Below are 25,764 nucleotides of genomic sequence, written 5' to 3'. Positions count from 1 at the left end.
AGCAGACGCTACGCGGTTAGGCTCGACGCCGTGGATGTCGACGCCTTCGTGCTGGCCCATCGCCCCACCTGGGATCGGCTGGAGTCGCTGGTCAAAAACCGTCGCCGGCTGAGCGGCGCCGAGGTCGACGAGCTGGTGGAGCTTTACCAGCGGGTGTCCACCCATCTGTCGGTGGTGCGCTCGTCGTCGACGGATGCAGCACTCATCGGACGGCTCTCCAGCCTGGTGGCGCGCTCCCGGGCCGCCGTCACCGGTGCGCACGCCCCGCTGGCCTCGGAGTTCGTGCGCTTCTGGACGGTGTCGTTTCCAGTGGTCGCCTACCGGGCGCGGCGCTGGTGGCTGGGCACCGCGGTGCTCTTCCTGGCCGTCACGGTGCTGATCGCCTGCTGGGTGGCCGGCGACCCGGACGTGCAGGCGGTGATCGGCACCCCCGCCGAGATCGACCGGTTGGTCAACCACGACTTCGCCGCCTACTACAGCGACCATCCGGCCGGCTCCTTCGCCCTGCAGGTCTGGGTGAACAACTCCTGGGTGGCCGCACGCGCCATCGCATTCTCGGTGCTGCTGGGGCTGCCGATCCCGGCACTGCTGTTGGCCAACGCCGCCAATCTCGGTGTGGCACTGGGGTTGATGTTCCACGCCGGTAGAGGCGGATTCATGCTCGGCCTGCTCGCCCCACACGGGTTGCTGGAGCTGACCGCGGTGTTCCTGGCCGGCGCGGTGGGCATGCGGCTGGGCTGGATGGTGATCGCCCCTGGGGACCGCCCGCGCGCACAGGTGCTCGCCGAGCAGGGCCGCGCCGTCGTCGCGGTCGCCGTCGGTTTGGTGGTGGTGTTGGCCGTCTCCGGGTTGCTCGAGGCGGTGGTGACCCCGTCACCCTTGCCGACGTGGCTGCGGATCGGTATCGGAGTGGTGGCCGAGGCGGCGTTTCTGGCCTACGTGGTGTATTTCGGGCGCCAGGCGGTGGCCGCCGACGAGACCGGTGACATCGCCGACGCACCCGACGTGGTGCCCACGGGCTGAGCCGACCCCCCTAGTGCGAGTGGGCGTGTTGGCTCAGCGACACGCCGCGGATCGCGGCACTCGGCGCACGCTCGCGAGCCCCGTCACAGCCGTCCGGCGGCCTTCATCGCCAGATAGGCGTCGGCCAGCTCCGGCGCCAGCTCGTCGGGCGGGGCGTCGATCACCTGCACGCCGCTGCGCCGCAACTTCGCAGCCACCGCGCGGCGCTGGTTGCGCGAGCGTTCCGCGGCGCCGGCGTCGTACACCGCGGCGGCGTCGGCGCGTCCGCGCGCCAGCCGTTCCACCCGGGGATCGGCGACCGCGGCCAGAATCACCAGGTGTTCGGCAGTCAGTTTCGGCAGCACCGGCAGTAACCCTTCCTCCAGTGCGGAGGCATTCAGATCGGTGAGCAGCACCACCAGGTTGCCGCGGCGGGCCCGCCGAGACAAGGTGGAAAGCATTGCCGCCGCGTCGGTTTCGACCAACGCCGGTTGCAGCGGCGCCATCGCGTCGACCAGCTGGGCGAACAGCCGGGTGCGCGACGCACCGAACACCCCGGCCCGGCTCAGAGAGTCGTGGGCCAACAGATCGACATGATCACCGGCCCGTAACGCCAACGCCGCCAACAACAGTGCGGCATCCATCGACCAATCCAGCCGCGGCCAGCCCGCCGGGTCGCGCGCGGTCGGGTCGACCCCGATCCGCCCCGCCGCGGTCCGGCCGGTGTCGAGCACGATGACGACGCGCCGGTCCCGCTCGGGTCGCCAGGTCCGCACCACCACCTCCGAGCGTCGGGCGGTGGCCCGCCAGTCGATCGAGCGGACGTCGTCACCGGCGACGTATTCGCGCAGCGAGTCGAACTCGCTGCCCTGGCCACGGACCAGTGCCGGCAGGTTCCCGTCGATCTCACGCAGCCGGGCCAGCCGCGCCGGCAGATGCCGGCGGGACAGGAACGGCGGCAGCACCCGCACGTGACCAGCTACCACCCGGGAGCGTTGCCGGCCCGCCAGACCCAGCGGCCCGACCGAGCGCACCGTGACCCGGTCAGCGTGCTGGTCACCGCGCCGAATCGGCCGCAGCTCGGTGCGCACCCGAAGCTCCTGGCCGGCGCGCAGGTCCAACGGGTGCGCGCGCGGCCAGGCGCCGGCGCTGGGCGGCCAGGCGTCGCGCAGCTGCCCGCGCAACCGGCGGTCGCCGTGCAGGGTCAGGGTGGTCGGCACCGACTGGCCGAGCCGCACGGCGTTGTCCATCGTCCGGGTGATGCGCAGCGCGGCCGGATCGGCAGCCAGCGCGACGTCGAGCATCACCGCCACGGCGAGCCCGGCCAGCAGCACGGCGAACGCCGTCGCCGGCCAGGGAGCCAGCCCGACGGGCAGAGCGCAGACCAGTGCGATCAGTGCGGTGCGGCCGGTCAGGATCACCAGCGCGGCACCCGAACCGAGGCCAGGATGCCGTCGAGCACACCGTCGGCGCTGGCGCCTTCGAGCTCGGCCTCCGGACGCAACATTACCCGGTGCCGCAGCGTGGCCGGGGCCATCGCCTTGACGTCATCGGGCGTCACGTAGTTGCGCCCGGACAGCCATGCCCACGACCGCGACGTGGCCAGCAGGGCGGTCGCGCCGCGTGGCGAGACGCCCAGTTGCAACGCCGGCGAGTGCCGGGTCGCGGTGACCACGTCGACGATGTAGCCCAGCACCTGGTCGGCGACCAGCACCTGGCGCACCGCGGCACGGCCGGCCGCGAGATCGTCGGGACCGGCGACCTGCGCGACCGCGGACAAGTCGTGCGGGTCGAAACCCCGCGCGTGCCGGGACAGGATGTCGATCTCGGCGTTGCGCCCCGGTAGCGGGACGGTCAGCTTGAGCAGGAACCGGTCGAGTTGGGCCTCCGGCAGCCGGTAGGTGCCCTCGTACTCGATCGGGTTGGCCGTGGCGGCGACGATGAACGGGTCGGGCAGCGGCTTGGCTGCCCCCTCGACACTGACCTGCCCCTCTTCCATCGCTTCCAGCAGCGCCGCTTGGGTTTTCGGCGGGGTGCGGTTGATCTCGTCGGCCAGCAGCAGGTTGGTGAAGACCGGCCCGGGCCGGAACATGAACTGTGCGGTGTTGGTGTCGTAGACCAGGGAGCCGGTGATATCGCCGGGCATCAGGTCGGGGGTGAACTGGACCCGTTTGAAATCCAGCCGCAACGCCGCGGCCAGCGTCCGCACCAGCAGGGTCTTCGCCACGCCCGGAACGCCTTCGAGCAGCACGTGGCCGCGGCATAGCAGGGCGATCACCAGGCCGCCGACCACCGCATCCTGGCCGACCACCACCTTGGCGACCTCGGTGCGCAACGCCAGCAGCGCGTCGCGGGCCGCCGCTGCCGCGGGATTGTGCGGGGGAGTCTGTGTCACGATCCGGTGACCTGCCTTTCGATGTCATCGAGTGCCTGAGCAAGACCGACCAGTGCGTCGTCGGATTCCGGAGCGGGGCCGAACAGCAACGGCCCCAACCAGTCCGGGTGCGCGCCGATACGCTGGGCCACCGCCGCGACCAGCTCCGGCGGATCCGGAGCTGGCCCCAACCCCAGCCGCGGGGCGAGTCGGCGCATAGTTGCGGTGCGTAGCGCGGCGGCCGCCCGGTCGCGGGCCCGGTGGGAGCGGTAGAGCCGGCCGAGACCCTCGACGGTCTCCGAGGCACGCACGACAACCGGCATGCGCTCGGCGACCAGCGGGCCGAGGCGGCGCCCCTTCCACAATGCGGCCAGCGCCAGCGCCACGCACAGCTGCCAGACCAACCAGGTCACATTCTCCGGGACCAGCTCGAGAAGTGTTGCGCGGCCTGATGGCCCGCCTTCGCTGTGTTGAGGCGCATACCAGATGAGCAGGTTGCGGGCGCCGCCGAGGTTCATTGCCAGGGCCGCATTGCCTTCGCGGGCCAGATCGCTGTTCGTCATGAAGGACGCGCTGCCGACCACGGTGACGGTCCGGCTGCCATCGTGGTAACGCACCAGCGCGCCGTCATAGCAGCTGCGTATCGATCTCCCTTGCGATGCAAGGTAAGTCGCTGTCGTGCCGAGGTCGACCGTTCCGGCGCGTTCGGCCTCGCGCAGACTGCAGCCGGGCTGGCGGGTGAACGTACGCGCCGGGCCGGAGCGCACGCCGGGCGCCAGGGCTTTGCGCGCCCTGGTGTCGGGCGCCACCAGCAGCCGGTCGCCGGGAAGGCCGGCCAGCCGGTCCAGCAGCTCGTCACCGACGATGCGCCGGGTCTCGGCCACCAGCACCAGCGCATCCGGGCGCGCCGCGCGGGTGACGTCGTCGAGGGTATCGGCGATCGCCACCTCGACGCCGCGATCACGCAGCAGCGTCACCACGGCGTGTGCGCCCTCGGGGCCGGTGGCGTGCGGATCCATCCGGCCCCCCGGCCGGGGATTGGTCAGATAGACGCCGACCGCTGAAACCACCGCGATCACAACAAGAGCCAGCGTGCCCCACAGCCACGTCCGCCGGGTGGCCGTCACCGGTACTGCCGCCGCGGCGTTGTGGAGCGCACCCGCTCATCCAGGTCGGCGACGATCCGATATCCCTCCGGGGTGGCCGGCAGCTCGCCGTAGTTGACGTCGTTGAACGTCTCGGCGGCGCGGAGCAGCTCGCCCGCCAGGCTCGGCAGCGCCGCGCCGGCGTCGCGGGCCAGTTCGGTGGCGGTGCGGCCCACAGCGGGATGAACCACCCCGGTTTCCTCGAGTTCGCGGGCCACCGCCCGCAGTCGGTGCCGGATCGCCTCGCCCCATTCTTCGGAAGCGGCGTACCGCTGCGCGGCCGCGCGGTGTTCTGCGGCGCTGAGCTGCGCAGTGCCGAACAACGGCGGGTGGCGGTCGCCGTCGCGCAGCATGCGGCGACCCACGTGGACGGCGGCCAGCACCGCCGCCGCGAGCACGATCAACAACACGCTGATGGTGAACCATCCGCCGGGCAGCTCCGCGCCCTTGAGCACCAGCCGCCGGATCAGTGTTTCGAGGAAGTCGATGAACTGCTGCTTCGGGGACGGCCGCGGGTAGATCGGTTTACTCAGTTCCCGTTCGGCGGCTTCGCGAGCGGTTTCGCGGTCGATGTCGACGGTGGCCACCCGCTGATCCTCACCCCGGTGGCCGGGTCAGCCACAGGTGGTCGGTCGGCCCGCCCGCGTACGGCCCGCTCGCAACACCGGTCCGCAGCACCAGGTCGAACGCTTCGGCGCGGATACGGCGATCGGTGTAGAGCAGCACCGTCACGCCTGCGGTGAAGGGCAGCACGATGATCTGCCCGATCGTCGCACCGATCCGGGAGAACAAGCCCAGCTGTGCCGAGCCGGTCAAGGCGTCGGCGCCGTGGGTGACCGCCATCCCGATGATGTTGAACGGGAAGGCCACCGCGCTGCTGATCAGCGAGGCGATCAGCGCGGTCAGAACCATGATGCCCAGCACCCGCCAGAAACTGTTGCGCACCAGGGCGAACGACCGGCGCATCGCGTCAAACACCGATTGCCGCTCCAGCACGATCACCGTCGGTGCGAACACCAGAACCGCGTAGCCGTAGCCCAGTGCCGCGACCAATGCCAGCACCAGCGGCAGGCCGACCAGCACGGCGGCCCCGGTGCCTCCGGCTCCGCCGGCGACAGCGATGACGAACGCGACGAACCCGCACAACACCGCCGCCGCAAGCCCGATCAGGGCGGTCAGGCCGATCAGCGCCGCAAAGCGGGTGCGGACGATCGCCCAGGCTTCCCCGACGGTGATCGGGGAGCCGAACACCGAACGTCCGACGACGGCGGTCAGCATGCCGGTCAGCACGATGGTGCCCAGGGCGGTCACGATAGCGGCGCCGGCGAAGGCGGTCATCCATGCCGCCACGTCGCCCCCCGAGATCTCGGCGGCCGACGGCCCGCGGTGTTGCGGCCCGACGGCCGTCAGCAGGCCGAACAGCGCGATGCCACTGATGATCTGGGTGGCCACCACGACGATCGCGGTCAGCCCCAGCACCACGGCCGGGTTGGCCCGAATGTAGCCGACGGCGCCGTTGTAGATGTCGGTCAAGCTGAGCGGGCGCAGCGGGATCACCCCGGGTTTGAGGTCGGGCTGCGGATATCCCGGGCCGTATCCCGGCGGGGGACCGTACCCCGGTGGCGGGCCGTAGCCCGGTGGCGGCGGCCCATATCCGGGAGGCGGTGGCCCGTAACCCGGTGGCGGGCCATAACCCGGGGGCGGCCCGTAACCGGGTGGCGGGCCGTAACCCGGCGGTGGCGGCCCGTAACCGGGCGGAGGAAAACCAGGGCCGGGGTAGCCAGGCGGCGGATTCACCATGTGGCTGAGCGTAGCGTTATGCGGCATGGCGGAACTCAAATCGCAGTTGCGGGCGGACCTGACCGAAGCGATGAAGGCGCAAGACAAGCTGCGCACCGCGACCTTACGGATGCTGCTGGCCGCGATCCAGTCCGAAGAGGTCGCCGGCAAGCAGGCCCGCGAGCTGACCGACGACGAGGTGCTCAAGGTGCTGGCGCGCGAGGCGCGCAAGCGCGCGGAGTCCGCGGAGATCTACACCCAGAACAGCCGTGGTGAGCTCGCCGCCGAAGAACACGCCGAGGCCCGGATCATCGCCGAGTACCTGCCCGAACCGCTCAGCGAGGCCGAATTGGCCGACGTCGTCGACACCGCACTGGCGCAGGTGGCCGAGCAGATCGGTGAACGCCCGCACTCCAAGCACATCGGTCTGGTGATGAAGGCCGCTACCGCGATCGCCGCGGGCAAGGCCGATGGTTCCCGGTTGTCGGCCGCGGTCAAGGAACGCCTCTGATCGCCGATGGCGTCGGCACCGATCGAGGACTACGCGCTACTGGGTGACCTGCACACCGCGGCGCTTTTGGGCCGTGACGGCAGCATCGACTGGCTGTGCCTGCCGCGGTTCGACTCCCCGGCCTGTTTTGCGGCGCTGTTGCACGACGAGTCCGCCGGCTACTGGCGCATCGCCCCGGCTGCCGGCGGCCCGGCCACCCGGCGCGGCTACCGCGGCGACACCCTGGTCGTCGACAGCGAATGGGACACCGGCGACGGCACGGTGCGCGTCACCGACTTCATGCCGCCGCGGGGGAAGGCCGCCGACGTGGTCCGGATCGTCGAGGGCATCTCCGGGCGGGTGCCGGTGCGCATGGACCTGGCGATCCGGTTCGACTATGGCAATGTGGTGCCCTGGATGCGCCGCAGCGAGGAGGGGCTGATCGCGGTGGCCGGCCCGGACACGGTCTGTCTGAGCAGCCCGGTCACCATGCGGGGCGAAAACATGACAACCGTCGCGGAATTCGAGGTGTCCGCCGGCGACAAGGTGCCGTTCGTGCTGACCCACACGCCGTCGCATCTGCTGCCCGACGCCGTGCGATCCGAGGCCATGCATGCTCTGGGCAAGACGCTGTCGTTCTGGCAGAACTGGATCGACCAGTGCCGATACCGGGGTCAGTGGTCGGATGCGGTGCGCCGCGCGGTGATCACGCTCAAGGCGCTCACCTACGCCCCTACCGGCGGCATCGTCGCCGCCGCCACCACATCACTTCCGGAAAGCCTTGGCGGGGTGCGTAATTGGGATTACCGCTACTGCTGGCTGCGGGATGCCACCTTCACGCTGCAGGCGCTGCTGGGCACCGGCTACGTCGCCGAAGCCAAGGCCTGGCGGGAGTGGCTGGTCCGCGCGGTGGCCGGTGACCCGGCCAAACTGCAGATCATGTACGGCCTGGACGGCACCCGCCGGCTGCCGGAGCTGACCCTGGATTGGTTGTCCGGGTACGAGGGTTCGGCGCCGGTGCGGGTCGGCAACGACGCGGCCGGTCAGTTCCAACTCGACGTGTGGGGCGAGGTGCTCGACGGGCTGAACCTTGCGCTGGATTCCGGTCTGGAGTGCGAGGACACCGCCTGGGACATCCAGCGCGCCCTGCTGGACTTCCTCGAGGGCAACTGGCACCAGCCCGACGCCAGCCTGTGGGAGGTCCGCGGCCCGCAACGGCATTTCGTGCACTCGAAGGTGATGGCGTGGGCGGGCGTGGACCGGGCGGTGCACGCGGTGCAGACCCACGGCCGGGACGGACCGGTCGATCGGTGGCGGGCGCTGGCAGCGGCGATCCACGCCGACGTCTGCGAGCATGGCTTCGACGCCGAGCGGCAGACCTTCACCCAGTCCTACGGTTCCGCCGGCCTGGACTCGGCGCTGTTGCTGATCCCCCGGGTGGGTTTCCTGCCGTGGGACGACCCGCGGGTGGTGGGGACCGTCGCTGCGGTGCAGCGGGAGCTGTCCAGCGACGGCTTCTTGAGGCGCTATGACACCGACCAGGGCTCGGTGGACGGTCTGCCCGGCAGCGAGGGCGCGTTTTTGGTGTGCACCTTCTGGCTGGCCGACGCGCTGCACGGCATCGGCCGCCGCGATGAGGCCCGGGCGTTGTTCGAGCGCCTGTTGAGCCTGCGCAACGATGTCGGGCTGCTCAGCGAGGAGTACGACACCGCCGCCGGCCGGCTGGTCGGCAACACCCCGCAGGCGTTTTCGATGGTGGGCCTGGTCAATACGGCCCGGGGGCTCAGCGGGGAGTCGACCCGGACGCGTGGCATCTAGCGGTCCCGGGAGTCCCCACCTGGATACCGCTGGGCCGCGTGCTGCTCAGTCGTGGTTGAAGTGCGCCGAGAGCGCGATCAGGACGCTGACGATGACCAGGATCGCGATGATCGGAACCACCCACGGGAGTACTTCCATCACGTGTCCAGGGTAGGCCGGTGCCGCCGCAGCCGACATCATGATCGAAGCGGAATTCCTGGCGTCTCGCCCCCGTGCCGGTCCACCGCCGTACCCGTCCGCGGTCGTGGGATTCCGGCTATCGACACAGCTTTGACGCACATCTGGCGCTCCGCCAGCGGGCCGAACCGCTGTTCGATCGTTGGGGTGACCGGCTCGCCTCGGCACGGTCCGTCGAACCTAGAACCGCGGCGCCAAATCAGGGGCACCCGCTACTCCGCGGGGCGGAAATACGGTTCAACCGTGCCGCTGAGCTTGACGACCATCGGATTTCCGCGGCGATCCTTGGCGGTGGGGACTTCCACCCGCACCCAACCCTCGGCCACGTTGTATTCGTGCACATTGGTTTTCTCGGCGCCGTTGAAGCGAATACCCACGCCGCGGCGGAGCGTCTCTTCGTTATAGAAGGCGCTGCGCGGATCGACGGAGAGGTGATTGGGTGGAACGTCTGTGCTCTGGTCCTCGGACATGATGACTTTCGTTGAATGCTGCGTGGAGTTCTCGGATACTGATGCTCTAAAAACCTACGCGACCCTGCCGTGATGCACAGCCCAAGGCGTGCCCAGCACCGCGGGGCGCAAGACGGGCTACAGCACCCCCGCCACACGCGATGACGCGGTCGTCGACTGTTTCCGCTCTGGAGCAGGTGTAGGTCGCTCTCGACTCGGCTCGCCGGAAGGCGCTGAAAGCTACTGCGGACCGCGACGGAAAAGGGCCCCTGACCGGATTGACCAGTCGGAGCCCTCTACCTGCAACAACCTGAGTCGGGGTGGCGGGATTCGAACCCACGACCTCTTCGTCCCGAACGAAGCACGCTACCAAGCTGCGCCACACCCCGTGAAGCCACGACAGCGTATCGCACCGCCCCCGCAGCCACCCAAACGCACTGCCCATGCGGAGATCTGCCCGCCCCGTCAGCGTCGAGTTGTCGCGCAAAGGCGGGCAACTATCACCTAGTTCCCCGCCGGCGTCACGGGGGAGCTGGGCGGCAGCAAGCTCCCTCGCGGCGCAGGTCACCCCGCTGCCAGCAGCATGAAACGCCCCACATTCCGGCGTGGGGAGCTGCAAACACAGCCAAGACTAGGCAGACTGGCTAATAACGTTTAGCAAGGGAGCCAGATCATGACGCTGTTGGGCGGCGCGGTGTATGCCGGGTTCTTCGCTCTGGCTGCGCTGTGGCTGGTGGCCACCAACCCTGACACCGCCGAAGAGGGGGCTCAGGCGAACGCGAAGCGGCAGGACCGCTCGAACCCGGCCAGCACCGCGGCCGGACCGGCGGTGTCCAGCCCTTGCTGCGCCACCCAGTCGTCGCAGAAGTAGGTGTCGGCGTAGCGGTCGCCGCTGTCGGCCAGCACGGTCACCACCGACCCGCTGCGCCCGTCGGCGACCATCTCGGCCAGCAACCCGAACGCCCCCCACACATTGGTGCCCGTCGAGGCGCCCACCCGCCGGCCCAGCACCGCGCTGACGTGCCGCATGGTGGCCACCGAGGCCGCGTCGGGTACCGCCACCATCCGGTCCACCACATCCGGTAGGAACGACGGCTCCACCCGCGGCCGTCCGATGCCCTCGATGCGCGAGGACTCCTCGATCACCACGTCAGACCGGCACTGCTCGTAGGCCGGATAGAACGCCGAACGCTCCGGGTCGACCACACACAGCCGGGTCGGGTGGCGGCGATACCGGATGTAACGCCCGATCGTCGCGCTGGTGCCACCGGTGCCGGCCCCGACCACGACCCAGTCCGGGATCGGGTGGGCTTCGTCGCGCAGCTGGGAGAAGATCGATTCGGCGATGTTGTTGTTGCCGCGCCAGTCGGTGGCCCGCTCGGCATTGGTGAACTGATCCAGGTAGTGCCCGCCGCTCTCGGCGGCGATCCGCTCGGCTTCGGCGTAGACGTCGGCCGAATGCTCCACGAAATGACACCGCCCGCCCTGCGCCTCGATCAACGCCACCTTCGAGGCGCTGGTCGAGGCCGGCATCACCGCGACGAACGGCAGGCCCAGCAGGGCAGCGAAATAAGCCTCCGACACCGCCGTCGACCCCGACGAGGCCTCCACCACCGTGGTGCCCTCGGCGATCCAGCCGTTGCACAGCCCGTAGAGGAACAGTGAGCGGGCCAGCCGGTGCTTGAGGCTGCCGGTGATGTGGGTGGTCTCGTCCTTGAGATACAGCGCCACATCCGCGTCGGCAGCCCACGCCGACGGCAGCGGATAGCGCAGCAGGTGGGTGTCGGCACTGCGCCGCGCGTCGGCCTCGATCAGCCGGATCGCGTTGTCGGCCCAGCGCCGTGGGTGCCCGTGGTCGGCAACCCGTGCGGTCAACGGGCCGACACGGACGGCTGCGTGGAGCCGCGGCTGAGGCGAGAGTCGTCGCCGCCGGTCGGCGCGGGGACCAGGGTCAGCAGGCTGGCCTCCGGGCGGCAGGCGAAGCGCACCGGCGCGTACGGCGAGGTGCCGATCCCCGCCGAGACGTGCAGGCGCATGTCGGCGCCCCACTGCGACGGCCCCTTGACCCGGGACCGGTCCAGGCCGCAGTTGGTCACCAGTGCCCCGTAGAACGGCAGGCACAGCTGCCCGCCGTGGGTGTGGCCGGCCATCACCAGCTGGTAGCCGTCGGCGGCGAAGCGGTCCAGCACCCGCGGCTCCGGCGAGTGGGTCAGCCCGAGCCGCAGATTGGCCGTCGGGTCGACCGGGCCGGCGATGGTGTCGTAGCGGTCCCGTTCGATGTGTGGGTCGTCGACGCCCGCGGCGGCGATCCGCAGCCCGGCCACGTCGAATTCGCGACGGTTGTGGGTCAGGTCCAGCCAGCCGCGTTCGGTGAACGCCGCGCGCAGGTCCTGCCACGGCAGCGGGGTGCCGTAGACGCGATGCGTCGGCTTGGTCAGATACTTCGCCGGATTCTTGGGCCGCGGCCCGAAGTAGTCGTTGCTGCCGAAGACGAACACCCCCGGCACCGACAGCAGATCGCCCAGCGCCTGCACCACGGCCGGCACCGCCTTGGGGTGGGCCAGGTTGTCGCCGGTGTTGACCACCAGGTCCGGTTCCAGCCGGACCAGCTCACGCAGCCACGCCTGTTTGCGGCGCTGGCCGGGCCGCATGTGGATGTCGCTGATGTGCAGCACCCGCAACGGTGACGAGCCCGGCGTCAGCACCGGCATCGTCGCCTCACGCACCACGAAGGCATTGCGTTCGATGATCGCGCCGTACGCCACGAGGGCCGCCGGTCCGAGCGCGGCCGATGCGGCGACGAGGGACCGGGTCAGGGCAGGTGATGCAGCCATGGGTTTCAGCCTACTGCGCCGCAGCAGACGCTCCGCGGTTACGGCGGCAGCGGCTGCCCGGGGGCCGGCGGTGGCAGCAGCGGAATGGTGATCGGCGGCAGCCCCGGAATTTCGACCACGGTCGAGCCCACCGGCGGGGGCATGCCCTCCGGCGGCGGCGGTGGTGGCGGCGGGATGCCGTTGCTGACCTCGATGGTGATGATCGACCCGGGAATGGTCTGTCCGTTAGGCGAGGTGCCCACCACCGCTCCGGAGCGGGCGCTGCTGTTGACCCAGTTCGGTTGGTCGGCGACCTGGAAGCCGACCTCCTTGAGACGGGCCCGCGCGGCGTCGATGTCCAGGCCGACCACGCTGGGCACCCGCGAGTTGGGCCCGCCGTCGACGTAGCGCGGGTCGGTCGGCGGCATGACGACGTCGCCGAAGTCGGTGGCGATCGGCTTCATCGCGGCGAACCAGGTCCGGGCCGGCTCGTTGCCGCCGTACAGATCGCCGTCGCCGCAGTGCCGCAGCGGGAACGAGCACAGGTCTGACGGCGAGCTGGAGTCGTCGAAGATGTAGTTCGCCGCCGCGTAGCGGTTGGTGAATCCCAGGAAGCCCGAGGACCGGTGCGCCTCGGTGGTGCCGGTCTTGCCGGCCATCGGCAGGTCCCAGCCCACCGAACCGGCCGCGGGCGCCGCGGTGCCACCGCCGGCGATGTCTTTGCTCAACGCGTTGGCCAAGGTGTTGGCCAGCCCCTCGGGAACCACCCGGTCACAGGTCTCGGTGGTGACGGCTACCTCGTTGCCGTTGCGGTCGAAGACCTTGTCGATCGGGTTCGGCGGGCACCAGATGCCGCCGGAGGCCAAGGTGGCGGCGACGTTGGACAGCTCCAGTGCGTTGACTTCGATCGGGCCCAGGGTGAACGAGCCCAGGTTCTGGCGTTTGACGAAGTCGGCCAGGCTCTCGTTGCTGTCCGGGTCGTAGTCGCGGGCGGTGCCCGGATCGGCGTAGGAGCGCAGCCCCAGCTTGATCGCCATGTCGACGGTGCGGCCCACCCCGACCTGGGAGATGAGTTTGGCGAATGCGGTGTTCGGCGAGGTGGCCAGCGCCGTGGTGACGTTCATCGGCGAGCGGTAGGGGGCGACGTTCACCACGCACCAGGTCTCCTTGGGGCAGCCCTTGGCACCGCCTGAGCCCATGCCCTTGGTCTGGAACCGGCCGGGCACATCGAGTTCGGCGCTGATTCCCATGCCCATCTCCAGCGCCGCGGCCACCGTAAACGTCTTGAAGATCGACCCGGCACCGTCTCCGACCAGCGAGAACGGTTGGGGCCGCATGGTTTCGCCGATCTCGCCGTTGAGCCCGTAGGTGCGGTTGCTGGCCATCGCCAGCACCGGGTGCGCGTCGCTGCCGGGTTTGATCACGCTCATCACGCTGGCGATGCCCTGCACGTTCGGGTTGGCGAAACTGTCGATCGCCTGCTTGACCGAGCCCTGCACGTCGGGGTCCAGCGTGGTGTGGATGACATACCCGCCGCGGGCCACCTGCTCCTTGCTGATGCCGGCCCGCGCCAGGTATTCCTGCACGTAGTCGCAGAAGAAGGCCCGGTCGCCGGCCGCGATGCAGCCTCGCGGCAACTCGTTGGGTTGCGGCAGGATGCCCAGCGGCTCCTGTTTGGCCGCCCGCAACGCGTCGGCCTGGTCGGGCAGGTTCTCGATCATGGTGTCCAGCACCAGGTTTCGCCGTGCCAGCGCGCCCTCGGGATTGGTGTAGGGGTTCAGCGCGCTGGTCGACTGCACCATCCCGGCCAGCAGCGCCGCCTGCTGCCAGTTCAGGTCCGAGGCGTCGACCCCGAAGTAGGTCTGGGCCGCATCCTGGATACCGAAGGAGTTATTGCCGAACGACACCAGGTTGAGGTAGCGGGTCAGGATCTGCGGCTTGCTGAAGGTGCGGTCCAGGGTGAGCGCCATCCGGATCTCGCGCAGCTTGCGCGCCGGGGTGGTCTCGATCGCGGCGCGCTTCTCGGCGTCGGTCTGGGCCAGCACCAGCAACTGGTAGTTCTTGATGTACTGCTGCTCCAGTGTCGAGCCGCCGCGGGTGTCGATATCCCCGGAGGCGTAGCCGGCCAGCCCGGTCAGCGTGCCCTTCCAGTCGACACCGCTGTGCTCGGCGAACCGCTTGTCCTCGATGGAGACGATCGCCAACTTCATCGTGTCGGCGATCTTTTCGCTGGGAACCTCGAATCGGCGCTGGGAGTACAGCCACGCGATTGTGTTGCCCTTGGCGTCGACCATCGTCGTCACCGCCGGCACGTCGCCGTTGACCAACTGGGCCGAGCCGTTGGCCACCACGTCGGAGGCGCGATTGGACATCAGGCCGATCCCGCCCGCGACCGGGAACAGCAACGCCGCAAGGAGCACGGCGGCGAGCAAACAACACCCGGCCAGTTTGAGCACGGTTGGGCCGGTCGGGGGACGCTCCGACATGGCTAACACAGTAACGCCGGTGGCCGGTGACGCTCACCGAAGTCCCCAGCAGACCCCGAACGCCGGATCCAGGCAGTTGTCGCCGGCGTCAGAAAAAGCCGGGTCGGGAACGCTCGCGAGGGCCGATAGCCCCGCAGATCATGATCGGACGGCACGGTTGTCCCAAAAAAGGGCGCTTCTACCGGTTGCGCAGATGCCACCTGACCACCTAACTTGGACATCGAGTGCGATTCAGGTAACACTGATGACACGATGTGGCGTAGATCGCAATAGCGGTCGGCGTTGATGTTGAATAGGTGGCTGCCGGGGCGGCCGGGACGGAGGATCGTCAGTGTCTGTTACACGGCCAGCGGTTCACAAGACCAGCACATCAGTGGCATCAGCTTCCCAGCCGTCCCGAACCGTCCTGCGTGGCGTGCAGGACGAGGGCAGGATCGCCTGGGTCTCCAAGGCGCTCTGCCGAGGCGCTGACCCGGATGAACTCTTTGTACGCGGTGCCGCCCAGCGCAAGGCGGCGGTGATCTGCCGGCACTGCCCGGTGGTACTCGAATGCCTGGCCGACGCCCTGGACAACCGGGTGGAGTTCGGCGTATGGGGCGGCATGACCGAGCGGCAACGCCGGGCGCTGCTCAAACAGCACCCCGAGGTGACCTCCTGGCGGGAGTACTTCGCCGCCCAGCGCAAACAACGCGACGCCGGCTGAACGGCCGCTGAGCTTTCTTCGCGTCTACTTCGCGGTCAGCTGGTCGGCGATCGCGCCGAGGGCCTCCAGGTCGGAGACGTCGAACGGCAGTGACGGCACCCCGACGATGGGCACGCGCGGGTTCGCCCGGGTGAAGCGCGACAGCAGCCGGACCTCACGCTTGGCGGTGGCGCCGCGTTCGGCGTGAATCTGCAACGCCGCGGTGGTGAGCGCCTTGGCCCCGTCGGACGCCGTCTGGCCGGTCGGGGTGTCCTGCAGCGTCTCGATGGCGTCGATGGCGCGCTCGATCGGCAGCTCGCACAGCATCGGATGGGTCCGGTTGAGGATCAATCCGGCCAGCGGCATGTGCTCGGAGGAAAGCCGGTCGACGAAGAACGACGCCTCCCGCAACGCATCGGGCTCGGCCGCTGAGACCACCACGAACTGGGTGCCTCGGCGCTTGAGCAGCTCGTAGGTGCGGTCAGCCTTCTCCCGAAAGCCGCCGAAGGTGGCGTCCAGCGATTGGACGAAACCCGCTGCATCGGAAAGCATCTGAGAACCCAGCACGGTCGAGAGCGCCTTCATCGCCAAGCCGAGCGCTCCGGCGACCAGCTTGCCGAAGCCCCGTCCGGGACCCAGCAGCAGCTTCCACAGCCGGCTGTCCATGAAACTGCCCAGTCGCCTCGGTGCGTCCAGGAAGTCCAGGGCGTTGCGCGACGGCGGGGTGTCGACCACCACCAGATCCCAGCGGTCCTCGGAGAGCAGCTGGCCGAGCTTCTCCATGGCCATGTACTCCTGCGTGCCCGACAGCGAGGTGGCCACCGTTTGGTAGAACTGGTTGTTCAAGATGGCCTCCGCCCGTTCGGGCCCGGAGTACTGCGTCACCATCTCGTCGAACGTGCGGCGCATGTCGAGCATCATCGCGTGCAGCTCGCCGGGCACCTCGTCGGGCAGCGGCACCCGCTGCGGGGTGTTGCCCAGGTCGTCGATGCCCAGGGCTTGGGCCAGTCGCCGGGCCGGGTCGATGGTCAGCACCACCACGGTGCGGCCGTATTCCGCGGCCCGCAGCGCCATCGCGGCGGCGGTGGTGGTCTTGCCGACGCCGCCGGCGCCACAGCACACCACCACCCGGTTGGCGGTGTCGGCCAGGATGGCGGCCATGTCCAGTGCCAGCGGCTTGCCGGCCGGGTCGGGTGTCATCGAACCCCCTGTCGGGCGAGGATCTCGGAGAGCTCGTAGAGGCTGCCGAGGTCGACGCCGTCGGTGATCGTCGGCAGATGCAGACGCGGCACGTCGAGCTTCTCGAGCTGTTCGGCCGTTTCGGTGCGAGCGCTGATGCGGGTCGCGTGCTGGATGGTCTCGGTCAGCAGGCCGGCGAAATCGTCGTCGTCCAGGGTGATCCCGGCGGCGGCCAGGCCGGCCCGGACCGCGTCGGCGTCGACGACGCCCTCGGCCGCCTTGGCCAGATCGTCCGGCTCCAGATGCGCGGGGATGTCGCGGTTGACGATCACGCTGCCGATCGGCAACTCCAGCTCCCGCAGCTCCTCGATGGCCTCGATGGTCTCCTGCATCGGCAGCGCCTCCAGCAGCGTCACCAGGTGGATCGCCGTCTGATCGGAGTGCAACAGCTTCACCACACCCTCGGCCTGCGAATGCACCGGGCCGCCCTTGGCCAACTGCGATACCGCCTTGGTGACGTCGAGGAATCGGGCGATCCGGCCGGTGGGCGGCGCGTCGACCACGATCGCGTCATAGACCGGCTTGTTGTTCTTGTCGGTCTGGATCACGTGGTACTTGATCTTGCCGGTGAGGATGACGTCGCGCAGGCCCGGCGCAATGGTGGTGGCGAACTCGACCGCCCCGACGCGTCGCATCGCCCGCCCGGCAATGCCCAGGTTGTAGAACAAGTCGAGGTATTCCAGGAACGCGGCCTCGATGTCCATCGCCAGCGCGTCGACCTGCCCACCGTCCTCGGCGGTCGCGATCTTGCTCGGGTCCGGTGGCAACGGCGGCACATCGAAGAGCTGCGCAATGCCTTGGCGCCCTTCGACTTCCACCAGCAGCACGCGGCGCCCGCCGGCCGCCAGGGACAGCGCCAGTGCGGCCGCCACCGTCGACTTGCCGGTACCGCCCTTGCCGGTCACGAAATGCAGCCGGGCCTTGGACAAACGCGAAGGCCAGCCGATGGCGGGCTCGCCGCTGGGTGTGGCTGTCACCACTGCATGCTAACCAAGGGGTTGAGCGTGCTAGCGATAAGCTCGCTCCCATGAGCGAACGCACGGTGTGGGAGTACGCCAACGTCCCGTTGATCACGCACGCCACCAAGCAGATCCTCGACCAGTGGGGCGAGGACGGCTGGGAGCTGGTCACCGTGCTGCCCGGGCCTTCCGGTGAGCAGCTCATCGCCTTCCTGAAGCGCCCGAAATGAGCTGGCGGGCCCGGTTGACCGAACTCGGGATCGAGCTGCCCGAGGTGGTCGCGCCGTTGGCGGCCTACGTACCGGCGGTGCGGACCGGCGAGTTGGTCTACACCTCCGGTCAGCTGCCGATGGCCGGCGGCAAGTTGGCCCGCCGCGGCAAGGTGGGCGCGGAGGTCAGCCCGGAGGACGGCTATGCGCTGGCCCGCATCTGTGCGCTCAACGCGCTGGCCGCCGTGGACGCCCTGGTCGGGCTCGACTCGGTGACCCGGGTGGTCAAGGTGGTCGGGTTCGTCGCATCGGGCCCGAACTTCAACGGCCAGCCCGCCGTCATCAACGGCGCCTCCGAGCTGCTCGGCGAGGTGTTCGGCGAGGCCGGTGCGCACGCCCGCTCGGCCGTCGGGGTCTCCGAGCTGCCGCTGGACGCGCCGGTGGAAGTCGAGTTGATCGTGGAGATCGCGCCCTGAGCCACCCCGCCTACGGTCAGCTGCGACCGGTCACCGCGACCGCGTCGGTGCTGCTGGCCGACAATCCCGGCCTGATGACGCTGGAGGGCACCAACACCTGGGTGCTGCGCGGGCCGGGCAGTGACGAGGTGGTGATCGTCGACCCCGGGCCCGATGACGACGAGCACATCAGCCGGCTCGCCGAGGTCGGCAAGATCGCGCTGGTGTTGATCAGCCACCGGCATTTCGACCACACCGACGCCATCGACAAGCTGGCCGACGCGGTCGGGGCGCCGGTGTATTCGGCCGGCAGCGGATTTCAGCGCCGGATGGGTGGCGGCCTGGCCGACAGGCAGGTGATCGATGCGGCCGGGCTGCGCATCACGGTGCTGGCCACTCCCGGGCACACCGCGGACTCGCTGTCGTTCGTGCTCGACGATGCCGTGCTGACCGCCGACACCGTGCTGGGCCGCGGCACCACCGTGATCGACACCGAAGACGGCGACCTGGCGCAGTACCTCGACTCGCTGCGCCGGCTGCGCGGGCTGGGCGGACGGACGGTGCTGCCCGGGCACGGTCCCGAGCTGCCGGACCTCGAGGCCGCCGCCACCGGCTACCTGGCACACCGCGAGCAACGACTCAACCAGGTGCGCTCGGCCCTGACCGCCCTCGGGGACGACGCCACCGCGCGCCAGGTCGTCGAATACGTCTACACCGACGTCGACGAGGAGTTGTGGGGCGCGGCGGAATGGTCGGTGCAGGCCCAGCTGAACTACCTGCGGAGCTGAACACCCCCCGCGAGCCTGGGGGCACCTCCCGCTTGCGGGGGAGAGTTAGCGCGGCCGCTACTCGTACTTTTCCACGCTAACGACAGCCTCGGCGAAACTACCTCGCGCGCCGGGCCAGCCGCTCGGAGTCGCTGATCAGCACACTCTTGCCCTCCAGCCGGATCCAGCCGCGGTGGGCGAAGTCGGCCAGCGCCTTGTTCACCGTCTCCCGCGACGCCCCGACCAGCTGGGCGATCTCTTCCTGGGTCAGATCGTGGGTAACCCGCAGGGCGCCGCCCTCCTGGGTGCCGAACCGCTGCGCCAGCTGCAGCAGCTGCTTGGCGACCCGGCCGGGCACGTCGGTGAAGATCAGGTCGGCCAGGTTGTTGTTGGTGCGGCGCAGCCGGCGGGCCAGCACCCGCAGCAGCTGCTCGGCGATCTCGGGCCGATCGGAGATCCACGACCGCAGCGCGTCGCGGTCCATCGAGACCGCCCGCACCTCGGTGATGGTGGTCGCGCTGGAGGTCCGCGGGCCGGGGTCGAAGATTGACAACTCACCGAACATGTCCGACGGGCCCATGATGGTCAGCAGGTTCTCCCGGCCGTCCGGCGACCGCCGGCCGATCTTCACTTTCCCGGAGACGATGATGTACAGCCGATCGCCGGGCTCCCCTTCGGCGAACACGGTGTGTCCGCGCGGAAAGTCCACGGGCTGAAGCTGCTTGGTCAGCGCGGCGACGGCGCTGGGCTCAACTCCCTGGAAGATTCCGGCCCTCGCCAGGATCTCGTCCACGTTGCCCCTTAGATGCTCTTGATGAAAATGTGAATCGCGCAAGCGCCAGCCTCTACCCGGCTAGCCATCTGAGTCTACGGCTAAGCGCCAAGCGACGTGCCAACGCTACACACGATTGGCGCGGCGAGTCCGGGGAAACTGCGGATTTGTCGTCTCGACCTCGTTCAACCCGGTCTCAATGCGCTCCAGCCCCACCGCTGCCAACATCAGCAGCATGGGTATGGCGGTGATCAGCAGCCAGGACACAAGGTGACAGTAAACCTGGGCAAGGTCTCATTGCGGTCACAAATTAGTACCCTGTCGGAGGTGACAGTGGACAAAGATTCCCGAGCGCCCCGCACCGAGACCCGGATCGGGCTGGTGCGACGCGCTCGGCGGATGAATCGAACTCTGGCGCAAGCCTTTCCGGACGCCCACTGCGAACTGGACTTCACCACGCCGCTGGAGCTGGCCGTCGCGACGGTGCTGTCGGCTCAATGCACCGACGTGCGGGTGAACCTGACGACACCGGCGCTGTTCGCCCGGTACCCGACCGCGCTGGACTACGCCCAAGCCGACCGCACCGAGCTGGAGGAGCTCATCCGGCCCACCGGCTTCTACCGCAACAAGGCGACGTCGTTGATCAACCTGGGGCAGGCGCTGGTCGAGCGTTACGACGGTGAACTACCCGCCAGCATGGACGAATTGGTGCGCCTGCCCGGGGTGGGCCGCAAAACGGCCAACGTGATCCTGGGCAACGCGTTCGGCGTACCGGGAATCACCGTCGACACCCACTTCGGGCGGCTGGTGCGGCGCTGGGGCTGGACGCGCGAGGAGGACCCGGTCAAAGTCGAGCACGCGGTCGGTGAGCTGATCGAACGCAAGGAATGGACCCTGCTGTCTCACCGGGTGATCTTCCACGGCCGGCGGGTCTGCCACTCCCGTAAACCGGCCTGCGGGGTGTGCGTGCTGGCCAAGGACTGCCCCTCGTTCGGGCTCGGCCCCACCAACACGATGGAGGCCGCCGCGCTGGTCAAAGGCCCCGAGACCGAGCACCTGCTGGCCCTGGCCGGGCTGTAGCGGCCGCCGCTGATGCGAACCCGGTGGACCGTCGCGGTGCTGGTGGTGGCGGCCGCGCTGGTCGTCGGCCTGGTGGTCGAACTGCGCCGTGAGCCGGTGCCGCCCGGCCGCAGCACGGGGGTGACCAGCGCCGGGCCAGACCTCGACCACCTCCGTGAACGCGCCGCGCTGCCGCCCTGCCGGATCGGCCCGGGCGGCGCCGGCCCGAGTGCGCTGCGCGACGTCACCGTCGAATGCGCGGCCGACGGTGCGCCCGTCGACGTGGCGGCCATGCTCGCCGGCCGCCGGGTGGTGCTGAACCTGTGGGCGTACTGGTGCCGGCCGTGCCGTGAGGAGCTGCCGGCCCTCGCCGAATACCAGCGCCGGGCCGGGCCGGACGTCACGGTGGTGACGGTGCACCAGGACGACAACGCCGCGGCCGGATTGGCGCTGCTGACCGAGCTGGGGGTGCAGCTGCCCACCCTGCAGGACGGCCGTCGTGCGGTGGCGGCGGCGCTGCGGGTTCCCAACGTGATGCCCGCGACCGTGGTGCTGGCCGTGGACGGTAGCGTTGCCCGCATCCTGCCGCAGTCCTTCGCCACCGTCGAGGAGATCGCCGCCGCCGTGGAGGGCAGTGGGCGCTGACGTGGGGCGATCAGGATCCGGGACAGAGGGAGACGCGGTGAACGCTGGCGATCCCCGGCTGTTGGCCCCACCCTGGCTGCGCCCGCTGGTCGACAACGTCGAGAAGATGCCGAACGCCTACCTGCACCGGCTGCCCGCCGACGTTCGCGCGATGACCACCGCGGCCAGCGCCAAGGCCCGCGTCACCGGGCACGGCCGTGACGCGGCGGTGCTGGTGCTGTTCTCCGGTCCGCCGTCGGGCGGCGGCATCGAATCGGCCGACCTGCTGGTCACCGTCCGCGCCTCGACGCTGCGCCACCACGCCGGCCAGGCCGCATTCCCGGGCGGGGCCGTCGACCCCGGGGACTCCGGGCCGGTGGCCACCGCGCTGCGGGAGGCCAACGAGGAGACCGGGATCGACCCGGACCGGGTGCATCCGCTGGTGGTGCTGGAGAAGGTCTTCATCGCCCCCTCGGGATTCCAGGTGGTGCCGGTGCTGGCCTACGCGCAAGATCCCGGGCCGGTGCGCGTGGTGGACCCGGCCGAGACCGCTGTGGTGGCCCGGGTTCCGGTCCGGGCATTCATCAACCCCGAGAACCGGTTGATGGTTTACCGTGATGCCCGCAGTCGGCGTTGGGCCATGCCGGCGTTTCGGCTCAACGAGATGCTGGTCTGGGGATTCACCGCCCAGGTGATCTCGGCGATGTTGGACGTGGCCGGCTGGGCGCAGCCCTGGGACCACACCGAGGTGCGCGGCCTGGACGAGGCCATGGCTCTGCTTGGAGGAGAACCTGGTGGAACGGGGATGACTGGGATATGACGTCGTCGCAGTGGCTGGACATCGCCGTGCTGGCGATCGCCTTTGTTGCCGCAGTATCCGGCTGGCGCTCCGGGGCGCTCGGCTCCCTGCTGTCCTTCGTCGGTGTGGCGCTCGGCGCGATGGCCGGGGTGCTGCTGGCGCCGCACCTGATCGAGCACGTCGCCGGGGCCCGGCTCAAGCTGTTCGCCGCGCTGTTCCTGATCCTGGCCATGGTCGTCATCGGTGAGGTCGCCGGTGTGGTGCTGGGCCGGGCGGTGCGCGGGGCGATCCGCAGCCCCGGCGTGCGGGGGATGGACTCGATCGTCGGCGTGGTGCTGCAGTTGGTGGTGGTGCTCATCGCGGCCTGGCTGCTGGCCACCCCGTTGACCGCATCCGATCAGCCGAATCTGGCTGCCGCGGTCAATGACTCGCGGGTCTTGCGCCAAGTCGACGAGATCGCGCCGGGCTGGCTCAAGAACGTGCCGCGCCGGCTGTCGGCGGTGCTCGACGACTCCGGGCTGCCGGCCGTGCTGGAGCCGTTCAGCCGCACGCCGATCGCCGCCGTGGATGCGCCCGACCCGGGACTGGCCGCCAGCCCGGTGGTCGAGACCGCCTCGCCGAGCGTGCTGCGGATCCGTGGGGTGGCGCCCAATTGCCAGAAAGTGTTGGAGGGCACCGGTTTCGTGATCTCGCCGAACCGGGTGATGACGAACGCGCACGTGGTCGCCGGATCGGACAGCGTCACCGTGGAAAGCGGTACCAAGTCCTACGACGCCACGGTGATCTCCTTCGACCCCAAAGAAGACATCTCGATCCTGGCCGTGCCGGATCTGCCGTTGCCGCCGTTGGCGTTCGCCTCCTCGCCGGCCGCGCCCGACACCGACGCCCTGGTTCTGGGCTACCCCGGCGGCGGCGTCTTCGAGGCGACCCCGGCCCGGGTCCGCGACATCATCAACCTCGAAGGACCCGACATCTACCGCACCGCTACCATCACCCGCCGGGTCTACACCATCAGAGGCACTGTGCAACAAGGAAACTCGGGCGGTCCCATGATCGACATGGACGGCCGGGTGCTCGGTGTGGTCTTCGGTGCGGCCGTCGACGACGCCGACACCGGGTTCGTGATGACCGCCGAGGAGGTGGCGAACCAGCTCGCCCGGATCGGCGATACCCAACCCGTGTCGACCCAGACCTGCGTGGGCGGCGAATAAGTTAGGCCCGGGCGGCAGCCAGGAACCGCATCAGGTGGGTGTTGACCGCATCGGGGGCTTCCTCGTGGGCGAAATGCCCTGCGCCGGGCAAGGACACGTACTGGCCGTGCGGCGCGTACCGCCGGGTCCGCTCGACCGGATCGGCGAGTACGTAGGGGTCGTCCTCGCCGCGTAGGTGCAACAGCGGGATGTTCAGCGTCCGAAGGTCCAGTGCCTTCATGAATCGCCGGCCCTCCGAGCGTAATTGGCTGCGGACCGCCCAGCGTTGGTACTCCAGCGCGGAATGCGCTGCCGACGGTATCTGGATCGCGGCGCGCAGATGGCCCATGGTTTCGGAGAAGTCCTGGCCCGCCTGCCAACTCACCCCGGCTCTGCTACGTACCAGGTGTTCGATCTCGGCGCCGTCCCGGCGGGTCAGGGTGCGCTCCGGCCAGAACGGTATCTGGTAGCGCAGCAACCACGGCAGCAGCGCCCGACCCTGATCGGCGCGGGTCAGCGCCGACTTGCGCAGCGCCGCCGGGTGCGGCGAGCTGACCACCGCGATGGCGCGCACCAGCCGCGGGTGTAGCAGCGCGGTCGCCCAGCACACCAGGCCGCCGTCGGCGTGGCCGACCAGGATCGCCGAGGAGTGCCCCAGGGCGCGGATGAGCCCGGCGGTGTCGCCGGCCAGGGTCCAGCCGTCGTAGCCGCGGGGAGGCTTGTCGCTGCCCCCGTATCCGCGCAGGTCGACCGCGACCACCCGGACACCGGTCAGCCCGCGCAGCTGGTGGCGCCAGGTCCACCAGAACGAGCCGAACCCGTGCAGCAGCATCACCAGCGGCCGCGCCGTCGGCGGGCCGTCGGCGGGGTCTTTGCCGGGCGGGGTCGCCTCGACGACATGAAAACGTATGCCGTTGGCGTGGATGTCCCAGTGTCGCCACGGCCCGTCGATGCGGGTGATCGACGGATCCGGTGGCGGCACTACCAGCCCGAGGGATCGGTGGCCGGTTTGCCGTCCTGGACGTCCAGCGCGTGCGGCCCCGACGAATGCAGCCGCTCCGGGTCGGGGCGCAGCGCCTCGCGCGTCTCTCGGACCGATTCGATGGTTTGGCGCGGTCCGCGGATGCGCCGAACCCGCAGGAAACCCAGGAGGGCCAAGGCCACGGCCACCGTCAGCATGATCCCGAAGACGATCAGATAGGCGGCCCAGTCCTGCAGCCAGATGTCGAGCACCTCGGCGAGGAAGAAAAAGAAAAAGAAGGTCGAGTAGAACAGCACGACCAGCGCCGCGATGAAGAACACGCTGCCGGTCAGGCCCTTCTTGACGTCCCGGGTGATCTCGGCACGGGCCAGTTCGACCTCGGCGCGCACCAGCGTCGACATCTGGGCGGTGGCGTCTTTGACCAGATCCCCCAGCGACGGGTCGGCGGGCAGGGCGTGCGGATCGGTCAGCGGGATGGTCGCCAGCGTGTTGGGCACCCCGTTGCGGTCCGCCTTAGCCGCGGCGCGTTTTGCGTTTCTGCGATCGGCCTTGCTCACTGGCTGTCCTCCCGTTCGCTGTCGTCGCGGCTTAATGTTGCCATGCGTCAGCGGCGCCGAGGAGCGACCCCGGTAAAGCTGCGGCCGGACTGGGCAGGGCTGGTGCCGTGGTGATGGCAGCGGTCCGCGCGTCTGGCTCCGCCGCACGTGCGACCGCCGCTACGCTGTTTTATGCCCACCGGGGGTGGAGCTGATCGGACGGGAGTACCGCTGTGCAGATCGCACACCGCTGGCTGCTGCGCGCTCTGGCGACGCTGCTGACTTGCGCGGCCTGGGCCGCTCTGGCCGCGCTTGCCGCACCGGCCCCGCGGGCCTCCGCCGACAACAAGGTGGTGATGGGCGGCGGCGCCGGCATCGTCGTCGACGGCGACACGATGTGCACGCTGACGGCCATCGGCCACGACAAGACCGGTGCACTGATCGGCTTCACCTCCGCGCACTGCGGCGGCCCCGGCGCGGAGGTCGCCGCCGAGGGGGCGGAGGCCAACGGCACGATCGGCCGCATGGTGGCCGGCAACGACGGCCTGGACTACGCGGTGATCCAATTCGACCCGGACAAGGTGACGCCGGTGTCCAACTTCGGCGGCTTCGTCGTCGGCGGTATCGGACCGGACCCGATCTTCGGCCAGATCGCCTGCAAGCAGGGCCGCACCACCGGCAATTCCTGCGGGGTCACCTGGGGGCCGGGCCAGGACCCGGGAACCATCGTGATGCAGGTGTGCGGTCGCCCGGGCGACTCCGGCGGGCCCGTCGTGGTGAACAACATGCTGGTCGGCATGATTCACGGGGCGTTCAGCGAAGCGCTGCCGACCTGCGTGGTCAAGTACATCCCCTTGCACACGCCCGCGGTGGTGGTGTCGATCAACGCCGTGCTGGGCGATATCGACGCCAACGACCGGCCGGGCGCGGGGTTCGTCCCGATTCCCTGAGGCTCAGG

General features: G+C 69.7%; 27 protein-coding genes and 1 tRNA gene. 12 read left to right on the top strand and 16 right to left on the bottom strand.

Annotated features, from left to right (window positions below; translation table 11 throughout):
* Window positions 1-30: 30 nt before the first annotated feature.
* On the top strand, window positions 31-1,023 hold the full coding sequence (locus A5694_RS15565; RefSeq protein WP_064922748.1) for a stage II sporulation protein M: 993 nt from the start codon (window positions 31-33) through the stop codon (window positions 1,021-1,023).
* A gap of 83 nt (window positions 1,024-1,106) precedes the next feature.
* On the opposite strand, the gene A5694_RS15560 is transcribed toward A5694_RS15565, so the two are convergent.
* From A5694_RS15560 to A5694_RS15540, 5 genes are read right to left on the bottom strand one after another with little or no spacing between them, the layout of a single operon-like run.
* Complete coding sequence (locus A5694_RS15560) at window positions 1,107-2,423, bottom strand: DUF58 domain-containing protein (RefSeq protein ID WP_064922746.1); 1,317 nt, start codon at window positions 2,421-2,423, stop codon at window positions 1,107-1,109.
* Window positions 2,420-3,400: an AAA family ATPase gene (locus tag A5694_RS15555; protein WP_428844280.1), complete on the bottom strand. Its 981-nt coding sequence runs from the start codon at window positions 3,398-3,400 to the stop codon at window positions 2,420-2,422. Before A5694_RS15555 ends, A5694_RS15560 begins: the two co-directional genes overlap by 4 nt.
* Window positions 3,394-4,503: a DUF4350 domain-containing protein gene (locus A5694_RS15550; RefSeq protein ID WP_064922742.1), complete on the bottom strand. Its 1,110-nt coding sequence runs from the start codon at window positions 4,501-4,503 to the stop codon at window positions 3,394-3,396. Before A5694_RS15550 ends, A5694_RS15555 begins: the two co-directional genes overlap by 7 nt.
* Entirely contained in the window at window positions 4,500-5,108 is a 609-nt protein-coding gene (locus A5694_RS15545) for a DUF4129 domain-containing protein (RefSeq protein ID WP_064922740.1), read from the bottom strand. Before A5694_RS15545 ends, A5694_RS15550 begins: the two co-directional genes overlap by 4 nt.
* 10 nt (window positions 5,109-5,118) lie before the next feature.
* A complete protein-coding gene (locus A5694_RS15540) occupies window positions 5,119-6,321 on the bottom strand; it encodes a hypothetical protein (protein WP_064922738.1) in 1,203 nt (400 codons plus the stop codon).
* 25 nt (window positions 6,322-6,346) lie between these two features.
* Between A5694_RS15540 and A5694_RS15535 the strand changes: the two genes are divergently transcribed.
* Complete coding sequence (locus tag A5694_RS15535) at window positions 6,347-6,811, top strand: GatB/YqeY domain-containing protein (protein ID WP_064922736.1); 465 nt, start codon at window positions 6,347-6,349, stop codon at window positions 6,809-6,811.
* Between the two features lie 6 nt (window positions 6,812-6,817).
* Window positions 6,818-8,608 (top strand): glycoside hydrolase family 15 protein, encoded by a 1,791-nt coding sequence (locus A5694_RS15530; RefSeq protein ID WP_064922734.1) that lies wholly within the window; start codon window positions 6,818-6,820, stop codon window positions 8,606-8,608.
* 389 nt (window positions 8,609-8,997) lie between these two features.
* On the opposite strand, the gene A5694_RS15525 is transcribed toward A5694_RS15530, so the two are convergent.
* From A5694_RS15525 to ponA2, 5 genes are all read right to left on the bottom strand, one after another.
* Complete coding sequence (locus A5694_RS15525; RefSeq protein WP_064922732.1) at window positions 8,998-9,255, bottom strand: DUF3297 family protein; 258 nt, start codon at window positions 9,253-9,255, stop codon at window positions 8,998-9,000.
* Between the two features lie 294 nt (window positions 9,256-9,549).
* A tRNA-Pro gene (locus tag A5694_RS15520) sits at window positions 9,550-9,623 on the bottom strand.
* Between the two features lie 379 nt (window positions 9,624-10,002).
* On the bottom strand, window positions 10,003-11,109 hold the full coding sequence (locus A5694_RS15515) for a PLP-dependent cysteine synthase family protein (protein ID WP_064922730.1): 1,107 nt from the start codon (window positions 11,107-11,109) through the stop codon (window positions 10,003-10,005).
* A complete protein-coding gene (locus A5694_RS15510) occupies window positions 11,106-12,068 on the bottom strand; it encodes a metallophosphoesterase (protein WP_064922728.1) in 963 nt (320 codons plus the stop codon). The genes A5694_RS15515 and A5694_RS15510 overlap by 4 nt, the downstream gene beginning before the upstream one ends.
* Before the next feature lie 38 nt (window positions 12,069-12,106).
* Window positions 12,107-14,533, bottom strand: a complete 2,427-nt coding sequence (ponA2, locus tag A5694_RS15505; RefSeq protein WP_064922726.1) for a transglycosylase/D,D-transpeptidase PonA2 — start codon at window positions 14,531-14,533, stop codon at window positions 12,107-12,109.
* Between the two features lie 331 nt (window positions 14,534-14,864).
* On the opposite strand from ponA2, the gene A5694_RS15500 reads away from it, so the two are divergent.
* Entirely contained in the window at window positions 14,865-15,236 is a 372-nt protein-coding gene (locus A5694_RS15500; protein ID WP_064922724.1) for a WhiB family transcriptional regulator, read from the top strand.
* A 24-nt stretch (window positions 15,237-15,260) separates the two neighbouring features.
* Here A5694_RS15500 and A5694_RS15495 read toward each other — a convergent pair whose 3' ends face one another.
* Together A5694_RS15495 and A5694_RS15490 are read right to left on the bottom strand one after the other, a co-directional pair.
* Complete coding sequence (locus A5694_RS15495; RefSeq protein WP_064922722.1) at window positions 15,261-16,415, bottom strand: ArsA family ATPase; 1,155 nt, start codon at window positions 16,413-16,415, stop codon at window positions 15,261-15,263.
* The gene (locus A5694_RS15490) at window positions 16,412-17,434 is read right to left on the bottom strand and encodes an ArsA family ATPase (RefSeq protein WP_064922720.1); all 1,023 of its coding nucleotides are present in this window, start codon (window positions 17,432-17,434) and stop codon (window positions 16,412-16,414) included. Before A5694_RS15490 ends, A5694_RS15495 begins: the two co-directional genes overlap by 4 nt.
* A 47-nt stretch (window positions 17,435-17,481) precedes the next feature.
* Here A5694_RS15490 and A5694_RS23325 point away from each other — a divergent pair, with 47 nt between their 5' ends.
* Genes A5694_RS23325 through A5694_RS15480 form a run of 3 tightly spaced genes read left to right on the top strand, consistent with a single transcriptional unit; the run spans window position 17,482 to window position 18,865 of the window.
* Entirely contained in the window at window positions 17,482-17,643 is a 162-nt protein-coding gene (locus A5694_RS23325) for a hypothetical protein (protein WP_019737648.1), read from the top strand.
* The gene (locus tag A5694_RS15485) at window positions 17,640-18,098 is read left to right on the top strand and encodes a RidA family protein (RefSeq protein ID WP_064922718.1); all 459 of its coding nucleotides are present in this window, start codon (window positions 17,640-17,642) and stop codon (window positions 18,096-18,098) included. Before A5694_RS23325 ends, A5694_RS15485 begins: the two co-directional genes overlap by 4 nt.
* A 47-nt stretch (window positions 18,099-18,145) precedes the next feature.
* On the top strand, window positions 18,146-18,865 hold the full coding sequence (locus tag A5694_RS15480; protein ID WP_234786377.1) for an MBL fold metallo-hydrolase: 720 nt from the start codon (window positions 18,146-18,148) through the stop codon (window positions 18,863-18,865).
* Window positions 18,866-18,962: 97 nt separating this feature from the next.
* Here A5694_RS15480 and crp read toward each other — a convergent pair whose 3' ends face one another.
* Window positions 18,963-19,637, bottom strand: a complete 675-nt coding sequence (gene crp, locus A5694_RS15475; RefSeq protein WP_013830875.1) for a cAMP-activated global transcriptional regulator CRP — start codon at window positions 19,635-19,637, stop codon at window positions 18,963-18,965.
* 105 nt (window positions 19,638-19,742) lie between these two features.
* Complete coding sequence (locus tag A5694_RS24115) at window positions 19,743-19,883, bottom strand: hypothetical protein (protein WP_165604302.1); 141 nt, start codon at window positions 19,881-19,883, stop codon at window positions 19,743-19,745.
* A gap of 132 nt (window positions 19,884-20,015) precedes the next feature.
* Between A5694_RS24115 and nth the strand changes: the two genes are divergently transcribed.
* The 4 genes from nth to marP all read left to right on the top strand — a co-directional run bounded on the left by nth (window position 20,016) and on the right by marP (window position 23,309).
* Window positions 20,016-20,696 carry an endonuclease III gene (nth, locus tag A5694_RS15470; RefSeq protein WP_109535712.1) on the top strand — a complete coding sequence of 227 codons (681 nt, stop codon included), beginning with the start codon at window positions 20,016-20,018 and terminating at the stop codon, window positions 20,694-20,696.
* 12 nt (window positions 20,697-20,708) lie between these two features.
* Window positions 20,709-21,320, top strand: coding sequence for a TlpA family protein disulfide reductase (locus tag A5694_RS15465; RefSeq protein WP_064922712.1), 612 nt, complete (start codon window positions 20,709-20,711; stop codon window positions 21,318-21,320).
* 106 nt (window positions 21,321-21,426) lie between these two features.
* On the top strand, window positions 21,427-22,119 hold the full coding sequence (locus A5694_RS15460; protein WP_234786378.1) for an NUDIX hydrolase: 693 nt from the start codon (window positions 21,427-21,429) through the stop codon (window positions 22,117-22,119).
* Window positions 22,116-23,309 carry an acid resistance serine protease MarP gene (marP, locus tag A5694_RS15455; RefSeq protein WP_064922708.1) on the top strand — a complete coding sequence of 398 codons (1,194 nt, stop codon included), beginning with the start codon at window positions 22,116-22,118 and terminating at the stop codon, window positions 23,307-23,309. Before A5694_RS15460 ends, marP begins: the two co-directional genes overlap by 4 nt.
* A gap of 1 nt (window position 23,310) precedes the next feature.
* On the opposite strand, the gene A5694_RS15450 is transcribed toward marP, so the two are convergent.
* Both A5694_RS15450 and A5694_RS15445 read right to left on the bottom strand, forming a co-directional pair.
* Entirely contained in the window at window positions 23,311-24,270 is a 960-nt protein-coding gene (locus tag A5694_RS15450; protein WP_064922706.1) for an alpha/beta fold hydrolase, read from the bottom strand.
* Window positions 24,270-24,827: a phage holin family protein gene (locus A5694_RS15445; RefSeq protein WP_064922704.1), complete on the bottom strand. Its 558-nt coding sequence runs from the start codon at window positions 24,825-24,827 to the stop codon at window positions 24,270-24,272. The genes A5694_RS15450 and A5694_RS15445 overlap by 1 nt, the downstream gene beginning before the upstream one ends.
* Window positions 24,828-25,039: 212 nt before the next feature.
* On the opposite strand from A5694_RS15445, the gene A5694_RS15440 reads away from it, so the two are divergent.
* Complete coding sequence (locus A5694_RS15440; RefSeq protein WP_082952685.1) at window positions 25,040-25,756, top strand: peptidase; 717 nt, start codon at window positions 25,040-25,042, stop codon at window positions 25,754-25,756.
* Window positions 25,757-25,764 lie beyond the last annotated feature (8 nt).

The organism is Mycolicibacter sinensis (assembly GCF_001667945.1).
Lineage (GTDB): Bacteria > Actinomycetota > Actinomycetes > Mycobacteriales > Mycobacteriaceae > Mycobacterium > Mycobacterium sinense_B.
Note: the sequence above shows the minus strand (reverse complement) of the source record. Positions and strands in the feature narration are given on the sequence as shown.

What these genes read in the sequence shown, in the direction of transcription:
- A5694_RS15540 (WP_064922738.1), bottom strand. Translation starts at nt 6,321, where the DNA reads ATGGTGAATCCGCCGCCTGGCTACCCCGGCCCTGGTTTTCCTCCGCCC.
- A5694_RS15535 (WP_064922736.1), top strand. Translation starts at nt 6,347, where the DNA reads ATGGCGGAACTCAAATCGCAGTTGCGGGCGGACCTGACCGAAGCGATG.
- A5694_RS15530 (WP_064922734.1), top strand. Translation starts at nt 6,818, where the DNA reads ATGGCGTCGGCACCGATCGAGGACTACGCGCTACTGGGTGACCTGCAC.
- A5694_RS15525 (WP_064922732.1), bottom strand. Translation starts at nt 9,255, where the DNA reads ATGTCCGAGGACCAGAGCACAGACGTTCCACCCAATCACCTCTCCGTC.
- A5694_RS15510 (WP_064922728.1), bottom strand. Translation starts at nt 12,068, where the DNA reads ATGGCTGCATCACCTGCCCTGACCCGGTCCCTCGTCGCCGCATCGGCC.
- ponA2 (WP_064922726.1), bottom strand. Translation starts at nt 14,533, where the DNA reads ATGTCGGAGCGTCCCCCGACCGGCCCAACCGTGCTCAAACTGGCCGGG.
- A5694_RS15495 (WP_064922722.1), bottom strand. Translation starts at nt 16,415, where the DNA reads ATGACACCCGACCCGGCCGGCAAGCCGCTGGCACTGGACATGGCCGCC.
- A5694_RS23325 (WP_019737648.1), top strand. Translation starts at nt 17,482, where the DNA reads ATGAGCGAACGCACGGTGTGGGAGTACGCCAACGTCCCGTTGATCACG.
- A5694_RS15485 (WP_064922718.1), top strand. Translation starts at nt 17,640, where the DNA reads ATGAGCTGGCGGGCCCGGTTGACCGAACTCGGGATCGAGCTGCCCGAG.
- nth (WP_109535712.1), top strand. Translation starts at nt 20,016, where the DNA reads ATGAATCGAACTCTGGCGCAAGCCTTTCCGGACGCCCACTGCGAACTG.
- A5694_RS15465 (WP_064922712.1), top strand. Translation starts at nt 20,709, where the DNA reads ATGCGAACCCGGTGGACCGTCGCGGTGCTGGTGGTGGCGGCCGCGCTG.
- A5694_RS15460 (WP_234786378.1), top strand. Translation starts at nt 21,427, where the DNA reads ATGCCGAACGCCTACCTGCACCGGCTGCCCGCCGACGTTCGCGCGATG.
- marP (WP_064922708.1), top strand. Translation starts at nt 22,116, where the DNA reads ATGACGTCGTCGCAGTGGCTGGACATCGCCGTGCTGGCGATCGCCTTT.